The organism is Streptomyces sp. NPDC059850, assembly GCF_042731515.1.
GTDB lineage: Bacteria > Actinomycetota > Actinomycetes > Streptomycetales > Streptomycetaceae > Streptomyces.
In genome coordinates this window covers 22,521-44,119 of the sequence record NZ_JBHWJI010000016.1, presented here as the reverse complement: position 1 = coordinate 44,119, position 21,599 = coordinate 22,521, and the positions used below count along the sequence as shown (strand labels likewise).

The window sequence follows — 21,599 nt, the reverse complement described above, 5'->3', positions numbered from 1 at the left end:
AGGAGTTTAGACAAGCGCATTTCCCCCCGCTTCCAGCTCAGAAACGATCGCGTTGATCGAGGTGCGCAGCTCCGCCTGCCGCGCCACGATGCCGGCGATCTTGGCGTTCAGCTCGACGATGTCGACCTCCTCACGCATGTCCTCCGACTCCACATAAGAGGACACAGCGATGTTGTAGTCGTTCGCCGCGATGTCTTCGTTACTGACGAGCGTGGTGAAGTGATCTTTCGGCTCACGTGTGGTAAACGCCTCGAGGATCCTCGCCTGGTGCTCCTCGAGCAGCTTGTTCTTGTTGCCGACACGCTTGAACTCGGCGGAGGCGTCGATAAGCAGCACGTCGCTGAACCTCTTCGACTTCTTCAACACGAGGATGCACGTGGCGATCGTGGTGCCGAAGAACAGGTCGGCAGGCAACTGGATGACCGTGTCGATGTAGTTGTTGTCGATCAGGTACTTACGGATCTTCCTTTCCGTACCCCCGCGGTACAGCACCCCCGGGAACTCGACGATCGCGGCCGTGCCGTCGACGGCGAGCCAGCTGAGCATGTGCATCGTGAAGGCCAGGTCGGCCTTCGACTTCGGCGCCAGCACGCCCGCCGGCGCAAACCGCTCATCGTTGATCAGCAACGGGTTCGCGTCACCTTCCCACCTGATCGAGTACGGCGGGTTGGAGACGATCGCCTCGAATGGTTCATTGTCCCAGTGTGCCGGGTCGATGAGAGTGTCGCCGTGCGCGAGGTTGAAGTCTGAGTAGTTCACGTCGTGTAGAAACATATTGATCCGAGCAAGGTTGTACGTAGTCAGGTTGATCTCCTGACCGTAGAAACCCTGGCGGACATTGTTCTTACCGAGCACCTTGTCGAACTTCAGCAGCAGCGAGCCCGACCCGACCGCCGGGTCGTAGACCTTGTTAACCTGCTTCTTGCCGACGACTGCGATGCGCGCCAGCAGTTCAGAGACCTCCTGCGGCGTGTAGTACTCGCCACCGGACTTGCCCGCGTTAGCCGCGTACATCTGCATCAGGTATTCGTAGGCATCGCCGAACAGGTCGATCGAGTTGTCCTCGAACCGTCCCAGCGGCAGATCGCCGATGGCGTCGAGCAGCTTCGCGAGCTTCTGGTTGCGCTTGGCGACCGTCCCTCCGAGCTTGTTGCTGTTGACGTCAAGATCGTCAAACAGCCCCTTCAGATCGTCCTCGCTGTCGGTTCCCAGCGCTGAGCCCTCGATGTTCTTGAAGACCCGAGCGAGCGTCTCGTTGAGGTTCTCGTCCCGCGCAGCGCGCTCGCGGACGTTGGCGAACAGTTCCGACGGCAGAATATAGAAGCCCTTCTCCGCCACCACCTCGGCACGAGCGAACTCGGCTTGCGCGTCGGGAAGCACCTTGTAGTCGAACGACTCATCTCCAGCTTCATGTTCGCCGCGGTTGATATACGCCGTTAGGTTCTCGGAGATGAAGCGGTAGAAGAGCATGCCCAGCACGTAGGTCTTGAAGTCCCAGCCGTCGACGCTGCCGCGCAGGTCGTTCGCGATACGCCAGATCATCTTGTGCAGCTCTGCCCGCTGGCGTTCTTTGGTGGTCGGTGCCATGTTGCAGCTATTCTCCTCCGCGCTACGGCGCGATCATGTTGCCTCGAAGTGCGCACCTAGGGTACCGGCGACACAGTCATGGCAGTTGTAGTTCCGATCATGATGGGTGACCTGCAGTTACGGGTGACAGGTTCGGTCACGCGGCCTGGAGGTCCGGTGTGGTCATGACGGTCTCGAATTCGACGAGGGTCAGGCGGCCTAGACGGTGTCCCGTAACTGCTGGTCACGACTGAGATGCTCTTGTTGTGGCTGGTGTGATCACGGCACCGGAGCCGTCCTGGTAGCCCCGTTCACCGGGCTGAGCCCGCGGCAGTTCGCCAAGCTCGTCACCGCGTGGGGCGCGAGGGGGCCGATCCGGTCCGCCGGGGTCGGCCGTGGAGCCTGCCGCTTGTTGAGCATACGAGCCTTTCCGGGCCTATTGGTACATCTCCATGTTCTTCACTCCCTGAGCGGCGCCGTGATGGCGTTTGGCTCAACCCTCCACTTTCCCCAGCTCCCATCCCGTCCGCCGTCGACCCACACATCGTGGAGCCAGCGTGGTTCATGGCGTCCAGGTGGAGCGCGCCACTGCACGAACGACCTGGACGCCATGGGCCGCGTCTGCTCGGCTTCGCCTCGGTCGACGGTGGACGGGATGGGAGCTCGCCACGCACACCCCTACGGACCCACAGCCGGGAATGGCGCCCCCTCCATCCGGGTGCCGACCGATCCCCGGCCGGAGGCACTGTTCTGACAGGGGCACAGCGTCTTCGGTGCTCGACTTATGGCCACCGGCCCTATCCACGTGTGGGCGCGCGTCGGCGCAGCGTGCGCGGAGCGGGCCGAAGGCAGGAGCGCAGCGCGCAGCGGAGCCGGGTGCCTTGACTCGCTGAAGCTCAAGCTCGACGGCACGGCGGCAGCGGCGGAGACCGTGCGGCGCAAGCGTCGGACGCTCGTCAACGCCGCGAACTACGCCGTCGACCTGGGGGAGCTGCGTGAGAACCCCATCACGGCTGTCCGCTGGTAGAAGCCGAAGGTGTCCAACCAGGTCGACCCTCGGGTTGTCGCCAATCCGGAGCAGGCACGGAACCTCCTAGCGGCGGTTTCCTACGTGGGCGGGTACCGACGTGCCCGTGGCCGCCGCCTCGTGGGTCTGTTCGCCGCCATGTACTTCGGTGGCCTGCGGCCAGCGGAAGCGGTCGGCCTAGTCGAAACGGATCTGAAGCTTCCCGAGCAGGGCTGGGGCTCGGCGCTGCTCCATCGCACCCGTCCTTCCGTCGGCAAGCAGTGGACCGACTCGGGGGAGACGCATGACGACCGCGGGCTGAAAAGCCGGCCGACCGAGGACGTGAGGCGGGTGCCGATCCCGCCTCACCTCGTGGCCGTGCCCCGCGAGCACCTGACCACCTTTGGCACGGCGGACGACGGGCGGTTCTTCCGCGAGAAGGGCTCGGTCGTCCCGTCCTCGACGTACTACCGCGTGTGGCAGGAAGCGCGGCTCCTCGCGCTTCCGCCCGCCGTCGCGGCCTCACCGCTCGCGAGTCGGCCGTACGACCTCCGGCACTCGGCGCTGTCGATGTGGCTCAACGCCGGTGTCGACCCGACCGAGGTGGCCGAGCGAGCCGGCAACAGCGTGGAGGTCCTGCTGACCCGCTACGCCAAGTGCCTCGACGGGCGGCAGGACGTCGCCAACTGCCGTATCGAGGACCTGCTTCGCGAGTACGAGTGACTGTGTGTGCTCTGCATTGTCAGTGGCGCCACTTAACGTGAGCCCCCTAGAGCCGTCAGGGGAGGGAAAGTGCCGAGCTCTGTCGAATCAGCCGTTCGCAGGGACAGAGGGGATCAAAAGCTTTGGGTATGGCTCACTGTGCTCACGGCTCGCGGTAGGAAGTGCACTTACTGCGATGAGGAGCAGTCCGTCACGCTGGAGCACGAAACACCGTTGGCTACCAAGGGGCGTGATATCTGGTGGAACTTGGTGCCGGCCTGCGACAGGTGCAACCGCTGGAAGAACAGGAAGTCGGCCTCGGAGTGGAAGATCGACATGGAGATGGAGCACCGTCACCCCGGCGCAGGTTTTGCGAGGAACAAGCTGCCGTTGCAGGTGGTCATGGGTATCACAGAGAGGGTGGCTGAGGTCCAGCGTGAGATACAGGACTCTGCCCGGCTTCGATGGTTCGAGCACCACCACGGCAAGTACAAGAAGCCGCGCTTGCGGAGAGAGGTTCATGAGCGTGTCGAGGCGTGCGTGAAGGAGCTGGCACGCTATCCGTATCCGCCCTGGACATCGCCGGAACTGCAGGTAGAAGCCAAACATTGCACCCGGCGCCTGTGCTGCGGCCACACCCACCCGGACGCCTGGTTCGGTTTCATCATCCTCTCTGCGGAGGAGCGGAAGGAGCTCCGGAGAGCCGCTTACGACGAGGGGCTCTATGTGGGCGATCTGCTCGGCCACTCGGTGAAGAGATACCTTGCTGAGCGCGCTCGCAGTAAGGATTGAGGCTGCCTAAGACCTGTCCCGTATCTGCTGGTCAGGGGCGAGATGATCTTGCAGTGTCTGGTGTGATCACGGCGTCGGAGCCCTCGTGGATAGGCCCGTTCAGCGAGTTGAGCTCGCGTCAGTTCGGCAGGCTGATCACCGCGCTCCGGCGCGAGGGTGCAGATCCGGTGCGCAAAGGCCGGCCGTGGAGTCTGCCGCTGGAGGACCGCGTGCCGTTGGTCGCCACCTACTGGCGCACGAACCTGACCCTGCGGCAACTCGCGCCATTGTTCGGGGTGTCGAAGTCTGCGGCCGACCGCATCATCGACCACCTCGGGCTCTCGCTCGCCCTCCAGCAGCGCAAGCGGTTCCGCGAAGACACCGTGCTGATCGTGGACGGCACCCTGGTCCCCACACGCGACCACAGTGTCGCCGAGCAGTCGAACAACTACCGGTACTCCACCAACCACCAGGTCGTCATCGATGTGGACACCGGGCTGGTCGTCGCGGTCGGCCGCCCGTTGCCCGGCAACCGCAACGACTGCAAAGCGTGGGAGCTGTCCGGTGCCAAGGCCGCCGTCGGCCGTGCAACGGTGATCGCGGACGGCGGCTACCGGGGCACCGGAGTGGTCATCCCGCACCGACGCGAGCGCGACCGGGCCGAGCTCCCCACCTGGAAAGAGGAGCACAACACCTCCCACCGCAAGGTCCGCGCCCGCCTCGAGCACGCCTTCGCCCGTATGAAGACCTGGAAGATCCTCCGCGACTGCCGACTGAAAGGCGACGGCGTTCACCACGCCATGCTCGGCATCGCCCGCCTGCACAACCTCACCCACGCCGGGTAGCGAAGGAACAAGCAGGTCAGCGAACACGTCGTAGATCATTTACGGGACAACACTGAGTAGGACTCCGTTAGGTCTTCCGGTTCGGGCTGTTCCTGGGCATGTTGGATGTGTGGATGCACATGAAGTGAACCGTGTACGGGCCAGGTTGGCGTTATACGTGGCTGATGTGTTCGCCTCGGTGTCGCGCAAGGACCAGCGGGCCAAGGGCGACTGCTATCTGCGGGGGCTGATGCTGGACGGCCGCCGTAAGTCGATCCAGGCCATGGCCGCTCGGCTGCCGGACGGCAACGAGCAGAACCTTCAGCAGTTCGTGAACCAGTCCACCTGGGATCCCGTGCCGGTGCAGCGTCGGATCTGCGAACGTATGCTGCCGCTCATCGCCCCGACGGCCTGGGTGATCGACGACGTGTTGGTGCCCAAGGACGGAAGAATGTCGGTCGCTGTGGCCCCGCAGTACTGCGGGGCGCTGGGCAAGCGCGTCAACTGCCAGGTGGCGGTCAGCGTCCACGCCGCGACCGACACCGCCTCCTGCCCGCTGCAGTGGCGGCTGTTCCTGCCTCGGGAATGGGAAGCGGACAGCCACCGCAGGACTGCCACCCGCGTCCCGCCCGAGGCCGGGCACCGCGAGAAGTGGCGGCTGGCGTTGGACATGCTCGACACGCTGGCCGACTGGGGAATGCGGCCGCCGGTCGTCGTGGCTGACGCCGCCTACGGCACCAATGCACACCTGCGGGCCGCCCTGGCGGACCGCGGCATCGACTACGTGCTGGCCGTCCGCGCAGGTGTGACCGCCCACCCGTTCGACACAGAGCCCGAGGCACCGGACCGCAACGGGCCGGTCGGCTGCTGGCCCCAGCCTTGCTACCGACATCCCGCACCGTCGGCGGCGGCCCTGGCCGCCGGTCTTGAGCCGCAGGCGTTCACCACCCTTGCCTGGCGGCAGGGCACACGCGGAGAGTTACGGTCCCGCTTCGCCGCCGTGCGCGTCCGCCCCGCCGGCAAGGCCGTCGAGCGTCCGATCAAGGCCGCTGCTTCGTCCGAGCAGGGCTGGTGGGATGGGGTCCTGCCCGACTGCTGGCTGCTGGTCCAGCGGCCCGAAGAGGCCGAGGCTCCCACCGATTACTGGCTGTCCAACCTGCCGGCCGACACCCCGATCGCCGACCTGGTCCGTCTGGTCAAGGTCCGCTGGCGCATCGAGCACGACTACCGGGAACTCAAACACGGCCTGGGCCTGGACCACTTCGAAGGCCGCTCCTGGCCGGGCTGGCACCACCACGTCACCCTCGTGACCGCCGCCCACGCCTTCCTCACCGAACAACGGCTCGCCCCAAAAGTCCCCGGGCCGGGCTCACTCTCTACCAGACCCTCGACACCCTCCAAGACATCTTGAGGTGCTGGACCGGCATTTGCACCACCTGCCACCAACCCCTGCCCAGCAGGACACACACGACACCAAGATCAAGACGAACTTAACGGAGTCCTATTAGCTAGATCTCCGACCCCTGCACACCACGTGCAGGGGTCTGCCCGGCTATGGGGGTTGGCCAGGGCAGATTGGTCAAGATCCCGTCCACGCCTCGTCCACAGACCCCGACATACGCCCACTCTGAGCGGCACACGCCTGCACATGCGCGAAGACCCCGCTGTCAGCGGGTGGGCTGATGGCGGGGTCTGCTGGCACCTTTTGCGAGGTGCCCCCGGCAGGATTCGAACCTGCGCACACGGCTCCGGAGGCCGTTGCTCTATCCCCTGAGCTACGGGGGCTTGCGCCCGTCGCTGCTGTCTCGCTGCGACGAGTAGAACACTACCAGCTTGGTGAGGGTGGTCATGAACGTTTATCGGGAGAGCGGGGAGGGGGCGGAGGGGCTATAGCGCATGGGGTGGGTGGGGGGTGGGGGAGTGGGGGGAAGGTCCCTCGGACGTGGTGGAAGTGGGCAAAACGCGGACGCGGGGGCGGGGGCGCGCCTACTCTTCAGGGTGTGCCTGGCTTGTCCGGCCGGGTCCTTGTCGTCGACGACAACAAGGTCATCCGGCAGCTGATCAGGGTCAACCTCGAGCTGGAGGGTCTCGAGGTCGTGACCGCGGCCGATGGTGCCGAGTGCCTGGAGATCGTTCACCAGGTGCGGCCCGATGTGATCACTCTCGATGTCGTGATGCCCAGACTGGATGGGCTGCAGACGGCGTCCAGGTTGCGTGCTGATGCGCGGACCCGGCAGTTGCCGGTGGCGATGATCAGTGCGTGTACGCAGGCGGAGGTGGACCGGGGGCGGACGCTGGGGGTGGATGCCTTTCTGGCGAAACCCTTCGATCCCGCTGAGCTGGTCAAGCTCGTGGGGCGGCTGATGCGTGAAGGGGCTGCTGGGGCGGCGGCGCCCGGTGATGCTGAGCCGGCTGTGGGGCCCACCGGCTAGCCGAGGTCGTGGCTTGGTCGGTGGGCGCCGTCTGAAGGGTGGGGTGGGGGAGAGTTCGTCCGAGGGGCGAAACCGGTTCGCGGAGCTACCCCCCTCCTCCCATACGCTGGTGCCGTGACACCCGCCCAGCTCTCCCGCACTGTGCTGCACACCGTGCGTCGCGCCGTTGAGGCCGACGAGCTGTGCGTCGCCGTGCCGGAGCGGGTGAAGGTGCGGACTCCGCCGCGGCCCGGGTGCGGGGATTACGCCACCAATGTGGCGTTGCAGCTGGCCCGGGGGCGCGGGGAGGGGGCAGCCGCGCGGATCGCCGAGGTGCTGCGGCGGCGGCTGGTCGAGACGCCCGGCATCGCGAGCGTTGATATCGCCGGGCCTGGATTCTTGAACATCACCCTTGATGCGCGCTCGCATGAGCAGCTGCTCGGGGTCGTGCTTGAGCAGGGGGACGCTTACGGGCTCGGGGACGGGCTCGCGGGGGTCCACTCGCGCTTCGCGCCCGCCGATGAGGTGCGGGCCGCGCTGGTGCTGCATGTGGTCTTGGGGCTTGTTGAGGGGTGTGGGGGGTCCGTCGACGTAGAAGTCGGCGGGGAGGTCATCGCTGTGCGGGGGGTGGGGGGCGATGGCCGCGAGCTGGTGACCCGGCTCGGGGCCGATGCCGCTCGGTGGGGGTTGTTGCGGGCCGCCGCGCATGATCTGCCCGATCTGGATCCGGCGCACCTGCTGGCCCAGCGGGAGGGGAATCCGCTCTTCCGGGTGCGGTATGCGCATGCCTTGGCGAAGAGGCCCGTCGGCGATGCGGAGGGGGCCGACGACTCGGCGCTGCTCGGGTTGCTCGGGGACTTTCCCCGTACCGTCGAGGCCGCCGCCCGGCATCGCGCGCCCGATCGGGTCGCGCGCCACCTTGTTGCCACTGCTGATGCCTTCCTCCCTGGTACGCAGCGAAAACGGCTGGCCGAGGCGACCCGCATCGTGCTCGCCAATGGCCTCCGCCTGCTTGGTATCAGCGCCCCGAAACGCATTTGATCAATGAGAGAGACAGCATGAGCCGTTCCGCCCACCCCGCCGGGCCCCGTCACGCCGATGTTCTGCCCGAGGGGCACTACGCCGCGCCGCCCGCCGATCTCAATCAGCTCGATGCTCGGGTCTGGTCCCGCACGGTGACCAGGAATGACGAAGGAGTGGTGAGCGTCGGCGGGATCGACGTCGCTACGCTCGCCGAGCGGTTCGGGACGCCCGCGTACTTCCTCGACGAGGACGACTTCCGTGCCCGCTGCCGGGCCTGGCGCGAGGCGTTCGGGGACGACGCGGACGTGTTCTACGCCGGGAAGGCGTTCCTCTCCCGCGCCGTCGTGCGCTGGCTGCACGAGGAGGGGCTGAACCTCGACGTCTGCTCCGAGGGGGAGCTGGCCACCGCGCTCGCCGCCGGGATGCCCGCCGAGCGGATCGCGCTGCATGGGAACAACAAGAGCGCGAAGGAGATCCACAGGGCTGTGGAAGCCGGGGTCGGGCGCATCGTGCTCGACTCCTTCCAGGAGATCGTGCGCGTCGCGCACATCGCGCAGGGGCTCGGCAAGCGGCAGCCGGTCCAGATCCGGGTCACGGTCGGCGTCGAGGCGCATACGCACGAGTTCATCGCGACCGCGCACGAGGACCAGAAGTTCGGCATTCCGCTCGCGGGCGGGCTGGCGGCCGAGGCGGTGCGGCGGGCGCTGAAGCTCGACGGGCTGGAGCTGATCGGCGTCCACTCGCACATCGGGTCGCAGATCTTCGACACCTCGGGCTTCGAGGTGGCCGCCCACCGCGTCGTGGGGCTGCTCAAGGAGGTCCGGGACGAGCACGGGGTCGAGCTGCCCGAGATCGACCTCGGCGGCGGCCTCGGCATCGCGTACACGCCGGATGACGACCCGAGTGAGCCGCAGGATATTGCTAAGGCGCTGCGGGAGATCGTCACCCGGGAGTGTGCCAGCGCCGGGCTCTCGGTGCCGCGGCTGTCCGTCGAGCCGGGGCGGGCGATCGTCGGGCCGACCGCATTCACCCTGTACGAGGTGGGTACGGTCAAGGAGCTGCCGGGGCTGCGTACGTACGTCAGCGTCGATGGGGGCATGTCCGACAACATCCGTACGGCGCTCTACGATGCGGAGTACTCGGTGGCGCTGGTCTCCCGGACCTCCACGGCCGAGCCGATGGTGTCCCGGGTGGTCGGCAAGCACTGCGAGTCGGGCGACATCGTCGTACGGGATGCCTTCCTGCCCGCCGATGTGGCCCCCGGTGATCTGCTCGCCGTGCCGGCCACCGGCGCGTACTGCCGCTCGATGGCCAGCAACTACAACCATGCGCTGCGGCCGCCGGTCGTCGCCGTCCGGGACGGTCAGGCGCGGGAAATCGTCCGGCGGGAGACGGAGGAGGACCTTCTCCGTCTCGATGTCGGTTAGCGATGTCGGTTAGCGAGAAGGAAATCTCGGATACTGGACCCGGGGCAGGAAACCCCGACCAGTGCAAGAGACTGGTGCACCACCTAGATGGATGAGAAGCGAGGTCGGATGATGCGTACGCGTCCGCTGAAAGTGGCGCTGCTGGGCTGTGGAGTCGTCGGCTCAGAGGTGACGCGCATCATGACGACGCACGCGGACGACCTCGCGGCGCGCATCGGCGCCCCGGTCGAGCTGGCCGGGATCGCCGTGCGCCGCCCGGGGCGGGTCCGTGAGGGCGTGCCGCCCGAGCTGGTGACCACCGACGCGACCGCCCTGGTCAAGCGCGGGGACATCGATGTGGTCGTCGAGGTCATCGGCGGCATCGAGCCCGCCCGCTCGCTGATCACCACCGCCTTCGAGCACGGCGCGAGCGTCGTGTCGGCCAACAAGGCGCTGGTCGCCAAGGACGGCGCGGCGCTGCACGCCGCCGCCCAGGAGCGCGGCGCGGACCTCTACTACGAGGCGGCCGTCGCGGGCGCGATTCCGCTGGTGCGGCCGCTGCGCGAGTCGCTCGCGGGCGACAACATCAACCGCGTCCTCGGCATCGTCAACGGCACCACGAACTTCATCCTCGACCGGATGGACGGCAGCGGAGCCGGGTATTCCGAGGCGCTGGACGAGGCCACCGCCCTCGGGTACGCCGAGGCCGACCCGACCGCCGACGTCGAGGGCTTCGACGCCGCCGCCAAGGCCGCGATCCTGGCCGGGATCGCCTTCCACACCCGGGTCACCCTCGACGATGTGCACCGTGAGGGCATCACCGAGGTGACCGCGGCCGACATCGCGTCCGCCAAGCGCATGGGGTGCACCGTCAAGCTGCTCGCGATCTGCGAGCGCGCCGCCGACGGCCGGTCGGTGACCGCGCGGGTGCATCCGGCGATGATTCCGCTGGCCCATCCGCTGGCCTCGGTCCGTGAGGCGTACAACGCGGTCTTCGTGGAGGCCGACGCGGCCGGTCAGCTGATGTTCTACGGACCGGGCGCGGGCGGTTCGCCGACCGCCTCGGCCGTCCTCGGCGACCTGGTCGCGGCCTGCCGCAACAAGCTGACGGGCACCGCGGGGCCGGGCGAGTCCGCGTACAGTCAGCTGCCCGTGAGCCCCATGGGGCAGGTCGTCACGCGGTACCACATCAGCCTCGACGTCGCCGACAAACCGGGCGTGCTCGCTCAGGTCGCGACAGTCTTCGCCGAACACGGCGTGTCGATCGATACGGTCCGGCAGCAGGGTAAGGACGGCGAGGCGTCCCTCGTCGTCGTGACCCACCGCGCGAGCGACGCCGCGCTCTCGGCGACCGTCGAGACACTGCGCCGGCTCGACACCGTCCGCGATGTCGCGAGCATCATGCGGGTCGAGGGCGAGTAGCGGGCCGATCGCAGGGCCGGTAGCGGGCCGACAGCGGCGGAGCAGAGGCCGAGTAGAGGGCGAGCGGAGAAAAAGGGAAATCATGAACGCAATTGCTGACGCCGGGACTCGCGTGTCCGGCACCCGCCAGTGGCACGGATGGCGGGGCATCATCGAGGAGTACCGCGACCGGCTCCCGGTCGGCGAGGCGAGCCCCGTCGTCACCCTCCGCGAGGGCGGGACGCCCCTCGTGCCCGCGCAGGTGCTCTCCGAGCGCACCGGCTGCGAGGTGCACCTCAAGGTCGAGGGCGCCAACCCCACCGGGTCCTTCAAGGACCGCGGCATGACGATGGCCATCAGCGCGGCCAAGGAGGCCGGTGCCAAGGCCGTCATCTGCGCCTCCACCGGAAACACCTCGGCCTCGGCGGCGGCGTACGCCGTACGGGCCGGGATGGTCTGCGCGGTGCTGGTCCCGCAGGGCAAGATCGCGCTGGGCAAGATGGGCCAGGCGCTGGTGCACGGCGCGAAGATCCTCCAGGTCGACGGCAACTTCGACGACTGTCTGACGCTCGCGCGCGGACTCTCCGAGAAGTACCCGGTTGCGCTGGTGAATTCGGTCAACCCGGCCCGTATCGAGGGGCAGAAGACCGCGGCCTTCGAGATCGTCGACATGCTCGGCGACGCGCCCGACATCCACGTCCTGCCGGTCGGGAACGCGGGCAACATCACCGCCTACTGGAAGGGCTACCAGGAGTACGCGGCCGAGGGCGGCCCGTCCTCCCGTACGCCCCGGATGTGGGGCTTCCAGGCGGCGGGCTCCGCGCCCTTCGTGCGCGGTGAGCCGGTGAAGGAGCCCGCGACCATCGCCACCGCGATCCGGATCGGCAACCCGGCCTCCTGGACGCAGGCGGTGCGGGCGCGGGACGAGTCGGGCGGGTTCATCGACGAGGTGACCGACCGTCAAATCCTGGCTGCCTACCGGCTGCTCGCCTCCCAGGAGGGCGTCTTCGTCGAACCGGCCTCCGCGGCGAGCGTGGCCGGACTGCTGAAGGCGGCCGAGGAGGGCAAGGTCGACCCGGGCCAGCGCATCGTGTGCACGGTGACCGGCAACGGCCTGAAGGACCCCGACTGGGCGGTCGCGGGCGCCCCGCAGCCGGTCATCGTGCCGGTGGACGCCGACGCGGCGGCCGTACGGCTCGGACTGGCGTAACGCGCTAGCGGGCCGGGGTGCCGACGACGGCGCCCCGGCCCGGCCCGTAGAAGCCACGCCAGGGCCCGCGGAACCCCTGTCAGGGCCCTCGGAACCCCATGTCAGGGCCCGCGGAACCCCACGTCGGCGCCCACGTCGGCGCCCCCCCGCGTCCGGTTCCCACCGGAACCGCCCGACATCGCTCGACGCCGCTCGACGCCGCCGTCTAAAGATCCACTCGAGTGGTGGACGAGATGAGCGGGAACGATGAAGGCGCGCGAAACCCTCCAGTAGAGTGGACCTGGTCGACGACAGGGAGTGCGACACGCATCGTGCGCCTCCCGTGCGCCCTATGTCGCCACAGAACCTTCCTTCGATAGGCTGTACTGAATCCGCCCCGACGCAGAGCCTTCACTTCTGCGCGGCGTCGCCGTCCTGTCACGGCCCCCGCGGTGTTCCGTACGTCTTCGAGCAATCGCACGTCACACAAGGAGAGTCATCGAGCGATGGCCGGTCCAGCGTTCCGCGCCGCCGCCGTCCGAGTGCGCGTCCCCGCCTCGAGCGCCAATCTCGGTCCCGGCTATGACGCCTTCGGCCTCGCCCTGGGGCTCTACGACGACGTAGTGGTCCGGGTCGCCGACTCCGGTCTGCACGTCGACATCGCGGGCGAGGGCGCCGAGGGCCTGCCGCGCGACGAGAGTCATCTGCTCGTACGGTCCCTCCGCACCGCTTTCGACCTGCTGGGCGGGCAGCCGCGCGGCCTTGAGGTGGTCTGCGCCAACCGCATTCCGCACGGCCGCGGGCTCGGCTCCTCCTCCGCCGCCATCTGCGCCGGGATCACCGCCGCGCGCGCCGTGACGATAGGCGGCGCCGAGAAGCTCGACGACGCGGCGCTGGTCGAGCTGGCCACCGAGATCGAGGGCCACCCCGACAACGTCGCCGCCTGTCTGCTCGGCGGCTTCACCCTCGCCTGGACGGACGCGGGCGCCGCCCGGGCGATCAGAATGGACCCTGCCGATTCCATCGTTCCGGTGGTCTTCGTACCCGGGAAGCCGGTGCTCACGGAGACCGCCCGCGGACTGCTGCCGCGCACCGTCCCGCACGTGGACGCGGCCGTCAACGCGGGGCGGGCGGCCCTGCTCGTGGAGGCCCTGACCAGGCGTCCCGAGCTGCTGCTCGCGGCGACGGAGGACCGGCTCCACCAGGAATACCGCGCTCCGGCGATGCCCGACAGCGTGCGCCTGGTACACCGACTGCGCGCGGACGGCGTCCCCGCGGTCGTCTCCGGCGCGGGCCCCACGGTGCTCGCGCTGGTCGAGGACGGTGCGGCCGACAAGGTCGCACGGCTGGCAGGCGACGGGTGGGCGGCCAACCGGCTGGCTCTCGACGCCGGGGGGGCGAGCGTCCTGCCGCTCAGCTGACCCAGCCGCCCGGGGAATTCCCCGGGCACCGCACAACTCGATTGCCGGTTGGAGAGGGGGAATGTTTGTTGGATCCGGTAGTGTTAACCTCAAGTCTGCACTCGAAGCCTCTTGGATGTACTCGGAGGCGCAGTGCTCAGTGTCCCACTCCGGGACCACCCTTCTTCCGGGAGCCTCCCACACTGCCTGAGCAGCCTGCCTGAGCAGTGTCGTGCACGCTCCGGAATCGGTGTGGCGGATTCAAGCGAACTTTTCTGCCTCGCCGGAACCATGAATGTTCTCTCCGCCGTACCGGCGGACCACCGCCCCGGCCCGGTCCGTAACGGAAGGACCACAGCCGGACAGCACAACCGGTCGCCGAGCCAGACAGGCCGACGCCCGCTCCAGGGAAGGACCCTTCGTGAGCGACACCACCGATCTGATGGGCGTGAACGCCTCCGGCACCTCCGACAGCGGTGTCGGCAATGCCGCCGCGCCCGCTACGGACGCTTCCGCGCCTGCCACCGGTGCTGCCACTGGCACTGCCCCGCGGCGACGCCGCTCGGGCACCGGCCTTGACGCCATGGTCTTGGCAGAGCTGCAGCAGCTCGCCTCGAGCCTGGGCATCAAGGGCACCGCGCGGATGCGCAAGAGCCAGCTGATCGAGGTCATCAAGGAGAAGCAGGCCGCATCCGGCGGCGGAGCCCAGGGCTCCGAGGCCGCCCCGTCCACCGCCGAGGGGGTGACCAAGCCGAAGCGCCGTACGACCTCCAAGGCCCGTACGGGCGACGACAGCGCGGACGCGGGCAAGCAGGAGAAGGCCGCCAAGGCCGAGAAGGACGACCAGGCCGCGGAGGCCGAGAAGTCCGGCAAGTCCGGCCGGGGCGGCAAGGCGGACAAGACCGCCTCGCAGGGCCAGATCGACATCCCGGGCCAGCCCGGGGAGTCGGCCGCCGACGAGCAGCCGGCCGGTGAGCGCCGTCGCCGCCGGGCGACCGCGCCGGCCACCGCCACCGCCAGCGCCGAGTCGGGCGGCACGGCGACCGCCGTCGACACCCGCACGGAGACCCGTTCCGAGGCCAAGGCCGACGCCAAGGGCGAGGCCTCGGCGGACACCGCCGAGGGCAAGGGCGCCAAGGGCGGCGACCGTCAGGACCGCCAGGAGCGCGGCCAGAAGGGCGACCGCCGTGAGCGCGGCGGCCAGCGCGACCGCGGCCGCGGCGGCAAGGGCGACGACGGCGGCCAGCAGGGCGGCGGTGGCCGTCAGCAGCGCGACGGCGGTCGTGGCCAGGGCCAGCAGCAGCGCCCCGACGACGGCGACGACGACTTCGAGGGCGGGCGCCGCGGGCGCCGCGGCCGTTACCGGGACCGCCGTGGCCGCCGTGGCCGCGAGGACTTCGGCAACGAGCCGCAGGTCTCCGACGACGACGTCCTGATCCCGGTCGCGGGCATCCTCGACATCCTCGACAACTACGCGTTCATCCGGACCTCCGGCTACCTGCCGGGCCCGAACGACGTGTACGTCTCGCTCGCCCAGGTCCGCAAGAACGGTCTGCGCAAGGGCGATCACGTCACCGGTGCGGTCCGTCAGCCGCGCGAGGGCGAGCGCCGCGAGAAGTTCAACGCGCTGGTGCGGCTCGACTCGGTCAACGGCATGGCGCCCGAAACCGGCCGTGGACGGCCCGAGTTCGGGAAGCTGACGCCGCTTTACCCGCAGGACCGGCTGCGTCTGGAGAGCGAGGCCGGCGGCCTGACGACCCGGATCATCGACCTGGTCGCACCGATCGGCAAGGGCCAGCGCGGTCTGATCGTGGCCCCGCCGAAGACCGGTAAGACCATGATCATGCAGGCGATCGCCAACGCGATCACCCGCAACAGCCCCGAGTGCCATCTGATGGTCGTCCTCGTCGACGAGCGGCCGGAAGAGGTCACCGACATGCAGCGCTCGGTCAAGGGCGAGGTCATCTCCTCGACCTTCGACCGTCCCGCCGAGGACCACACCACGGTCGCCGAGCTGGCGATCGAGCGGGCCAAGCGGCTGGTGGAGCTGGGCCACGACGTGGTCGTGCTGCTGGACTCGATCACCCGCCTGGGCCGTGCCTACAACCTGGCGGCGCCCGCCTCCGGCCGCATCCTGTCCGGTGGTGTCGACTCGACCGCGCTCTACCCGCCGAAGAAGTTCTTCGGTGCCGCGCGGAACATCGAGGACGGCGGCTCGCTGACCATCCTGGCCACCGCGCTGGTCGAGACCGGCTCGCGCATGGACGAGGTGATCTTCGAGGAGTTCAAGGGCACCGGCAACATGGAGCTGAAGCTCGACCGGAAGCTCGCCGACAAGCGCATCTTCCCGGCGGTCGACGTCGACCCGTCGAGCACCCGTAAGGAAGAGATCCTGCTGGCGCCGGACGAGCTGAACATCGTCTGGAAGCTGCGCCGGGTGCTGCACGCGCTCGACTCGCAGCAGGCGATCGAGCTGCTGCTCGACAAGATGAAGCAGACGAAGTCGAACGCCGAGTTCCTGATGCAGATCGCCAAGACCACGCCCAGCCCGGGCAACAACGGCGACTGACCGCATACGGATCAGCCACGCTTCGTAGACCGAGGCCTCCCCGCACCGCGGGGAGGCCTCGGTTTTTTTGAGAGGTGAACCACAGCAAAAGGGACAGTCACGGAACGGTCTCGATGCCCTTATCACCTGCGAAAGCGCAGGTGAGAGCGGTAAGGCGGACGAACGGGACGAACGGCGTCCGGGCTGCCCCAGCTGAGAACGGGGGTGGCTTGATATGCAACCCTGGCGCTCGGCCTGTCATCTGTCAGGTCGGATCCGCGACGCCACGCCTGACCGTGACGGCAGGGGGTACCCGGGATACGAGGACTGAGGAGCACATGGCTGACGACCAGCAGAGCACGCCGGTGAACCCGGGCCGTCATCGAGCCCGCGGAGGCGCCTCCGGCCGCCGCCGCAAGCGTCCCAGCACACGCCGCAGGGCCACGCACATCACCGTCTGGTCGGTCGCCTCCGTCCTGATCCTCGGCGGCGCCGGGGCGGGCTATCTCTACTTCAAGCTCAACGGCAACCTCACCGGTGTCGACGTCGACGCGGCCCTCGGTTCCGACCGCCCCAAGAACGTCGACAACGGCTCGATGGACATCCTCGTCCTCGGCTCCGACTCCCGGGCCGGGAAGAACGCCAAGTACGGCACGGACGAGGGCACCTCGCGCTCCGACACCGCGATGATCGTCCACGTCTACAAGGGCCGCAAGAAGGCCAGCGTGGTCAGCGTCCCGCGCGACACCCTCGTCGAGCGCCCCTCGTGCGAGAAGGACGGCAAGGAGAGCCCCGCGGTCCAGGAGGCGATGTTCAACAGCGCCTACGAGGCCGGTGGCCCCGCGTGCACCATCAAGACCGTCGAGGACATGAGCGGCATACGCATGGACCACTTCCTGGAGGTCGACTTCTCCGGCTTCCAGCAGCTGATCGACGACCTCGGCGGCGTCGACATCACGACCACCCAGGCGATCCACGACCCGAAGAGCCACCTCGACCTGGAGCCCGGCCCGCACACCCTCAACGGTGAGCAGTCGCTGGGCCTCGTACGGACCCGGCACGGCGTCGGTGACGGCAGTGACCTCGGCCGGATCAAGCTCCAGCAGGCGTTCGTCAAGGCGCTCCTCGACCAGATCAAGAGCGTCAACCTCTTCGGCAACCCGAAGAAGCTGTACGACCTCGCCAACACCTCCACGAAGGCGCTCACCACCGACTCCGAGCTGGCCTCCGTCAACAAGCTGTCGGGCTTCGCCAAGAGCCTCCAGGGCATCGGCTCGGGCAACATGAAGATGACCACGCTGCCCGTGCAGTACGACCCGAACGACCCGGCCCGGGTGCTGCCGATGGAGTCCAAGACCAAGCTGATCTGGAAGGCGCTGAAGGCGGACAAGCCGATCCCGGCGGCCGCCAGCAAGGGCTCGGCGGGCGACGCGAACGACGCGGGCAACGTGGTCAAGTAGGACCGCCGGGCGGATGTCGGACGGGGTCGGGAATATCCCGGCCCCACCCCCGGTTTTGGGTGATGCGGCCAGTGCTGGCAAACTGGATCGTCGGCCCCGGTTCACGACGTGCAAACCCGCCCGTCGACCCGGCGCCCTCCCGAGACACCAGGAGACTCCCTTGAAGCGCGACATCCACCCCGAGTACGTCGAGACCCAGGTCAGCTGCACCTGTGGGGCGTCCTTCACCACCCGTAGCACCATGAGCGGCGGCACCGTCCGTGCCGACATCTGCTCCGAGTGCCACCCGTTCTACACGGGCAAGCAGAAGATCCTCGACACCGGTGGCCGTGTGGCGCGGTTCGAGGCCCGCTTCGGCAAGAGCGCAGGGTCCGCCAAGAAGTAGCGGCCCGCACGGCGCCGGTCCTCGGTCGCCCCCGCGCAGGGGCGACCCGGACCGGCGTTTTGCGTCAACGGCCCGTCGGCGTCCTGTCCGGCCTCGTCGGCCGTCCCGTCCGGCCCGTACCCCACGCGTCCACGCAGACCCACTCAGGGAGCCCTCATGTTCGAGGCGGTCGAGGAACTGATCGGCGAACACGCCGACCTCGAGAAGCGGCTCGCCGACCCCGCGGTCCACGCCGACCAGCGCGAGGCGAAGCGGCTCAACAAGCGCTACGCCGAGCTGACGCCGATCATCGGCACCTACCGCGACTGGAAGCAGACCGGGGACGACATCGGGACGGCCCAGGAGCTGGCCCAGGACGATCCGGACTTCGCCGACGAGGTCAAGGAGCTGGAGGTGCGCCGCCAGGAGCTGACCGACCGGCTGCGGCTGCTGCTCGTCCCGCGCGACCCGAGCGACGACAAGGACGTGATCCTGGAGGTCAAGGCGGGGGAGGGCGGCGAGGAGTCCGCGCTGTTCGCCGGGGACCTGCTGCGGATGTATCTGCGGTACGCCGAGCGGATCGGCTGGAAGACCGAGATCATCGACGCCAACGAGTCCGACCTCGGTGGCTACAAGGACGTCCAAGTGGCCGTGAAGGCCAAGGGCACCATCGAGCCCGGCCAGGGCGTATGGGCCCGGCTGAAGTACGAGGGCGGGGTGCACCGCGTCCAGCGGGTGCCCGCGACCGAGTCCCAGGGCCGTATCCACACCTCCGCCGCCGGTGTGCTGGTCACGCCCGAGGCCGAGGAGGTCGAGGTCGAGATCGGCCCCAACGATCTGCGGATCGATGTCTACCGCTCCTCCGGCCCCGGCGGCCAGTCGGTGAACACCACCGACTCGGCGGTGCGCATCACCCACCTGCCCACCGGCATCGTGGTCTCCTGCCAGAACGAGAAGAGCCAGCTCCAGAACAAGGAGCAGGCGCTGCGCATCCTGCGCTCGCGGCTGCTGGCCGCCGCCCAGGAGGAGGCCGAGCGGGAGGCGTCGGACGCCCGCCGCAGCCAGGTCCGCACCGTCGACCGCTCCGAGCGCATCCGTACCTACAACTTCCCGGAGAACCGTATTTCGGACCACCGGGTGGGCTTCAAGGCGTACAACCTGGACCAGGTGCTCGACGGAGAGCTGGCACCTGTCATCCAGGCGTGCGTCGACGCCGACGCGGCTGCGAAGCTGGCGGCGGCACAGTAGGACCTTCCTCTTCGCAACCACGGACGAGACCGGCTGGAGGAATTCAGTGAATGTGCTGCTCGCCGAGGTGGCCCAGGCCACCCAGCGGCTGGCCGACGCGGGTGTGCCCTCCCCGCGCTTCGACGCGGAGGAACTCGCCGCCTTCGTGCACGGCGTCAAGCGGGGGGAGCTGCACGGCGTGCCCGACGCCGACTTCGACGCCCGCTACTGGGAGGCGGTCGCCCGTCGCGAGGCCCGCGAACCCCTGCAGCACATCACCGGCCGCGCCTTCTTCCGCTACCTGGAACTCCAGGTGGGCCCCGGCGTCTTCGTGCCCCGCCCGGAGACCGAGTCGGTCGTCGGCTGGGCCATAGACGCGGTCCGGGCCATGGACGTCGTCGAGCCCCTCATCGTCGACCTGTGCAGCGGCTCCGGAGCGATCGCCCTGGCCCTGGCCCAGGAGGTGCCCCGCTCCCGGGTGCACGCCGTGGAGCTGGACGAGGGCGCCCTTCAGTGGGCCCGCAAGAACGTCGAGGGGTCCCGCGTCGTTCTCCAGCGAGGAGACGCGTTGACGGCGCTGCCCGAGCTGGACGGGCAGGTGGACCTCGTCATCAGCAACCCCCCGTACATCCCGCTGACCGAGTGGGAGTACGTGGCGCCGGAGGCGCGCGACCACGACCCCCAGCTCGCGCTGTTCTCCGGTGAGGACGGCCTCGATGTGATCCGCGGCCTGGAGCGCACGGCCCACCGGCTGCTGCGTCCGGGTGGCGTCGTCGTCATCGAGCACGCAGACACCCAGGGCGGCCAGGTGCCGTGGATCTTCACGGAGGAGCGTGGCTGGGCGGACGCCGCCGACCACCCCGACCTGAACAAACGGCCCCGATTCGCCACCGCGCGGAAGGCCATGCCGTGACCGCGGCACCGCACCACACACTGGCCACGTACGAGGAGGACCGTTAAAAATGGCACGGCGATACGACTGCGGGGACGCGACCGACCGCAAGACCGGCCTGCGCGAGGCCGCGTCCGCCGTCCGCCGCGGCGAACTGGTCGTGCTGCCCACCGACACCGTCTACGGGATCGGTGCGGACGCCTTCAGCGCGGAGGCGGTCGGCGATCTGCTGGAGGCCAAGGGCCGGGGCCGCAATATGCCGACGCCCGTCCTGGTCGGCTCCCCGAACACCCTGCACGGCCTGGTCACCGACTTCTCCGAGCAGGCCTGGGAGCTGGTCGACGCCTTCTGGCCCGGCGCGCTCACCCTCGTCGCCCGGCACCAGCCGTCGCTGACCTGGGACCTGGGCGAGACCCGGGGCACCGTCGCGGTACGGATGCCGCTGCACCCGGTCGCGATCGAGCTGCTGACCGACTTCGGCCCGATGGCGGTCTCCAGCGCCAACCTCACCGGCCACCCGTCCCCGCAGGACTGCGACGCCGCGCAGGACATGCTGGGCGACTCCGTCTCGGTCTACCTCGACGGGGGCCCCACCCCGGCCGCGGTGCCGTCCTCCATCGTCGACGTCACCGGCAAGGTCCCGGTGCTGCTGCGGGCGGGCGCGCTCTCCGCCGAGCAGCTCCGTGAGGTCGTACCCGACCTCGAGGTGGCGAATTGACAGCCCCTGAGACGGGCCGTGGCATAGCGGAACACCGTGCGAAGCACGCCGAGACCTCGTTCCGCATCCTCCACGTCAGCACCGGCAACGTCTGCCGCTCGCCGATCACCGAGCGGCTGACCCGGCATGCCCTCACCCACCGGCTCGGCGTCGCCCGCACCAGCGGGCTGATCGTGGAGAGCGCGGGCACCTGGGGCCATGAGGGCGCGCCGATGGAGGCGCACGCCGCCACCGTCCTGACCGACTTCGGCGCCGACCCGGACGGCTTCATCGGCCGGGAGCTGCTGGACGAGCACGTCATCCGCGCCGACCTCGTGCTGACCGCGACCCGCGACCACCGGGCCCAGGTCATCTCGATGGGCCACTCGGCGGGGCTGCGCACCTTCACGCTCAAGGAGTTCACCCGGCTGGTACGGGCCATAGACCCCGCGACGCTGCCCGATCCGGAGGAGGCGGGCGGCGTGGTCGAGCGCGCCCGCTCGCTGGTCCAGGCGGCGGCCGCGCTGCGCGGCTGGCTGCTGGCGCCGAACGAGGAGGCGGACGAGGTGCACGACCCGTACGGGGCGCCGATCACCTTCTTCCGCTCCATCGGCGACGAGATCAACCAGGCGCTGGACCCGGTCGTGACCGCGCTGACGGGGGTTCCGGCCCCCGCGTAGTCCTGCCGCGCGCTGCCGCCGGTGCGGGCCTA

The 21,599-nt window shown here is 68.9% G+C and carries 17 protein-coding genes, 1 tRNA gene and 1 pseudogene; 17 read left to right on the top strand and 2 right to left on the bottom strand.

Going from position 1 to position 21,599, the window contains the following annotated elements:
• Positions 1-6: 6 nt before the first annotated feature.
• On the bottom strand, positions 7-1,587 hold the full coding sequence (locus ACFV9T_RS15450; RefSeq protein WP_385440278.1) for a type I restriction-modification system subunit M: 1,581 nt from the start codon (positions 1,585-1,587) through the stop codon (positions 7-9).
• A gap of 859 nt (positions 1,588-2,446) precedes the next feature.
• Between ACFV9T_RS15450 and ACFV9T_RS15445 the strand changes: the two are divergent.
• From ACFV9T_RS15445 to ACFV9T_RS15430, 4 genes and pseudogenes are all read left to right on the top strand, one after another.
• Positions 2,447-3,295 (top strand): annotated as a pseudogene (locus ACFV9T_RS15445) (tyrosine-type recombinase/integrase); the annotation flags it as partial.
• 69 nt (positions 3,296-3,364) lie between these two features.
• Positions 3,365-4,066, top strand: coding sequence for an HNH endonuclease signature motif containing protein (locus ACFV9T_RS15440; RefSeq protein WP_385440276.1), 702 nt, complete (start codon positions 3,365-3,367; stop codon positions 4,064-4,066).
• A 53-nt stretch (positions 4,067-4,119) separates the two neighbouring features.
• Entirely contained in the window at positions 4,120-4,890 is a 771-nt protein-coding gene (locus ACFV9T_RS15435) for a transposase (RefSeq protein ID WP_385440273.1), read from the top strand.
• Between the two features lie 109 nt (positions 4,891-4,999).
• Positions 5,000-6,280: an IS701 family transposase gene (locus ACFV9T_RS15430; RefSeq protein ID WP_385440272.1), complete on the top strand. Its 1,281-nt coding sequence runs from the start codon at positions 5,000-5,002 to the stop codon at positions 6,278-6,280.
• Positions 6,281-6,582: 302 nt separating this feature from the next.
• On the opposite strand, the gene ACFV9T_RS15425 is transcribed toward ACFV9T_RS15430, so the two are convergent.
• Positions 6,583-6,654: transfer RNA gene (locus ACFV9T_RS15425), tRNA-Arg, on the bottom strand.
• Positions 6,655-6,869: 215 nt separating this feature from the next.
• Between ACFV9T_RS15425 and ACFV9T_RS15420 the strand changes: the two genes are divergently transcribed.
• The 13 genes from ACFV9T_RS15420 (at position 6,870) to ACFV9T_RS15360 (ending at position 21,567) form a co-directional block, all read left to right on the top strand.
• Positions 6,870-7,301, top strand: coding sequence for a response regulator (locus tag ACFV9T_RS15420; RefSeq protein ID WP_385440269.1), 432 nt, complete (start codon positions 6,870-6,872; stop codon positions 7,299-7,301).
• A gap of 114 nt (positions 7,302-7,415) precedes the next feature.
• On the top strand, positions 7,416-8,321 hold the full coding sequence (locus tag ACFV9T_RS15415; RefSeq protein WP_385440267.1) for an arginine--tRNA ligase: 906 nt from the start codon (positions 7,416-7,418) through the stop codon (positions 8,319-8,321).
• 17 nt (positions 8,322-8,338) lie between these two features.
• Entirely contained in the window at positions 8,339-9,730 is a 1,392-nt protein-coding gene (gene lysA, locus ACFV9T_RS15410) for a diaminopimelate decarboxylase (protein WP_385440264.1), read from the top strand.
• Positions 9,731-9,838: 108 nt separating this feature from the next.
• Complete coding sequence (locus ACFV9T_RS15405) at positions 9,839-11,131, top strand: homoserine dehydrogenase (RefSeq protein WP_385440262.1); 1,293 nt, start codon at positions 9,839-9,841, stop codon at positions 11,129-11,131.
• 82 nt (positions 11,132-11,213) lie between these two features.
• On the top strand, positions 11,214-12,320 hold the full coding sequence (gene thrC / locus ACFV9T_RS15400) for a threonine synthase (RefSeq protein ID WP_385440260.1): 1,107 nt from the start codon (positions 11,214-11,216) through the stop codon (positions 12,318-12,320).
• Positions 12,321-12,805: 485 nt separating this feature from the next.
• Positions 12,806-13,720, top strand: a complete 915-nt coding sequence (thrB, locus tag ACFV9T_RS15395) for a homoserine kinase (RefSeq protein ID WP_385440258.1) — start codon at positions 12,806-12,808, stop codon at positions 13,718-13,720.
• Positions 13,721-14,120: 400 nt separating this feature from the next.
• Positions 14,121-16,268: a transcription termination factor Rho gene (gene rho / locus ACFV9T_RS15390; RefSeq protein WP_385440256.1), complete on the top strand. Its 2,148-nt coding sequence runs from the start codon at positions 14,121-14,123 to the stop codon at positions 16,266-16,268.
• Positions 16,269-16,585: 317 nt separating this feature from the next.
• A complete protein-coding gene (locus ACFV9T_RS15385; protein ID WP_385440254.1) occupies positions 16,586-17,707 on the top strand; it encodes an LCP family protein in 1,122 nt (373 codons plus the stop codon).
• Between the two features lie 160 nt (positions 17,708-17,867).
• Positions 17,868-18,092, top strand: coding sequence for a 50S ribosomal protein L31 (gene rpmE / locus ACFV9T_RS15380; protein ID WP_385440252.1), 225 nt, complete (start codon positions 17,868-17,870; stop codon positions 18,090-18,092).
• Positions 18,093-18,248: 156 nt separating this feature from the next.
• The gene (gene prfA, locus ACFV9T_RS15375; RefSeq protein ID WP_385440250.1) at positions 18,249-19,319 is read left to right on the top strand and encodes a peptide chain release factor 1; all 1,071 of its coding nucleotides are present in this window, start codon (positions 18,249-18,251) and stop codon (positions 19,317-19,319) included.
• 46 nt (positions 19,320-19,365) lie between these two features.
• Entirely contained in the window at positions 19,366-20,211 is an 846-nt protein-coding gene (gene prmC / locus ACFV9T_RS15370) for a peptide chain release factor N(5)-glutamine methyltransferase (protein ID WP_385440248.1), read from the top strand.
• Positions 20,212-20,260: 49 nt separating this feature from the next.
• Positions 20,261-20,908: an L-threonylcarbamoyladenylate synthase gene (locus ACFV9T_RS15365; RefSeq protein WP_179936762.1), complete on the top strand. Its 648-nt coding sequence runs from the start codon at positions 20,261-20,263 to the stop codon at positions 20,906-20,908.
• Positions 20,905-21,567, top strand: coding sequence for a protein-tyrosine-phosphatase (locus ACFV9T_RS15360; RefSeq protein WP_385440247.1), 663 nt, complete (start codon positions 20,905-20,907; stop codon positions 21,565-21,567). Before ACFV9T_RS15365 ends, ACFV9T_RS15360 begins: the two co-directional genes overlap by 4 nt.
• Positions 21,568-21,599: the final 32 nt, after the last annotated feature.

What these genes read in the sequence shown, in the direction of transcription:
- ACFV9T_RS15450 (WP_385440278.1), bottom strand. Translation starts at nt 1,587, where the DNA reads ATGGCACCGACCACCAAAGAACGCCAGCGGGCAGAGCTGCACAAGATG.
- lysA (WP_385440264.1), top strand. Translation starts at nt 8,339, where the DNA reads ATGAGCCGTTCCGCCCACCCCGCCGGGCCCCGTCACGCCGATGTTCTG.
- ACFV9T_RS15405 (WP_385440262.1), top strand. Translation starts at nt 9,839, where the DNA reads ATGATGCGTACGCGTCCGCTGAAAGTGGCGCTGCTGGGCTGTGGAGTC.
- thrC (WP_385440260.1), top strand. Translation starts at nt 11,214, where the DNA reads ATGAACGCAATTGCTGACGCCGGGACTCGCGTGTCCGGCACCCGCCAG.
- thrB (WP_385440258.1), top strand. Translation starts at nt 12,806, where the DNA reads ATGGCCGGTCCAGCGTTCCGCGCCGCCGCCGTCCGAGTGCGCGTCCCC.
- ACFV9T_RS15385 (WP_385440254.1), top strand. Translation starts at nt 16,586, where the DNA reads ATGGCTGACGACCAGCAGAGCACGCCGGTGAACCCGGGCCGTCATCGA.
- prfA (WP_385440250.1), top strand. Translation starts at nt 18,249, where the DNA reads ATGTTCGAGGCGGTCGAGGAACTGATCGGCGAACACGCCGACCTCGAG.
- ACFV9T_RS15365 (WP_179936762.1), top strand. Translation starts at nt 20,261, where the DNA reads ATGGCACGGCGATACGACTGCGGGGACGCGACCGACCGCAAGACCGGC.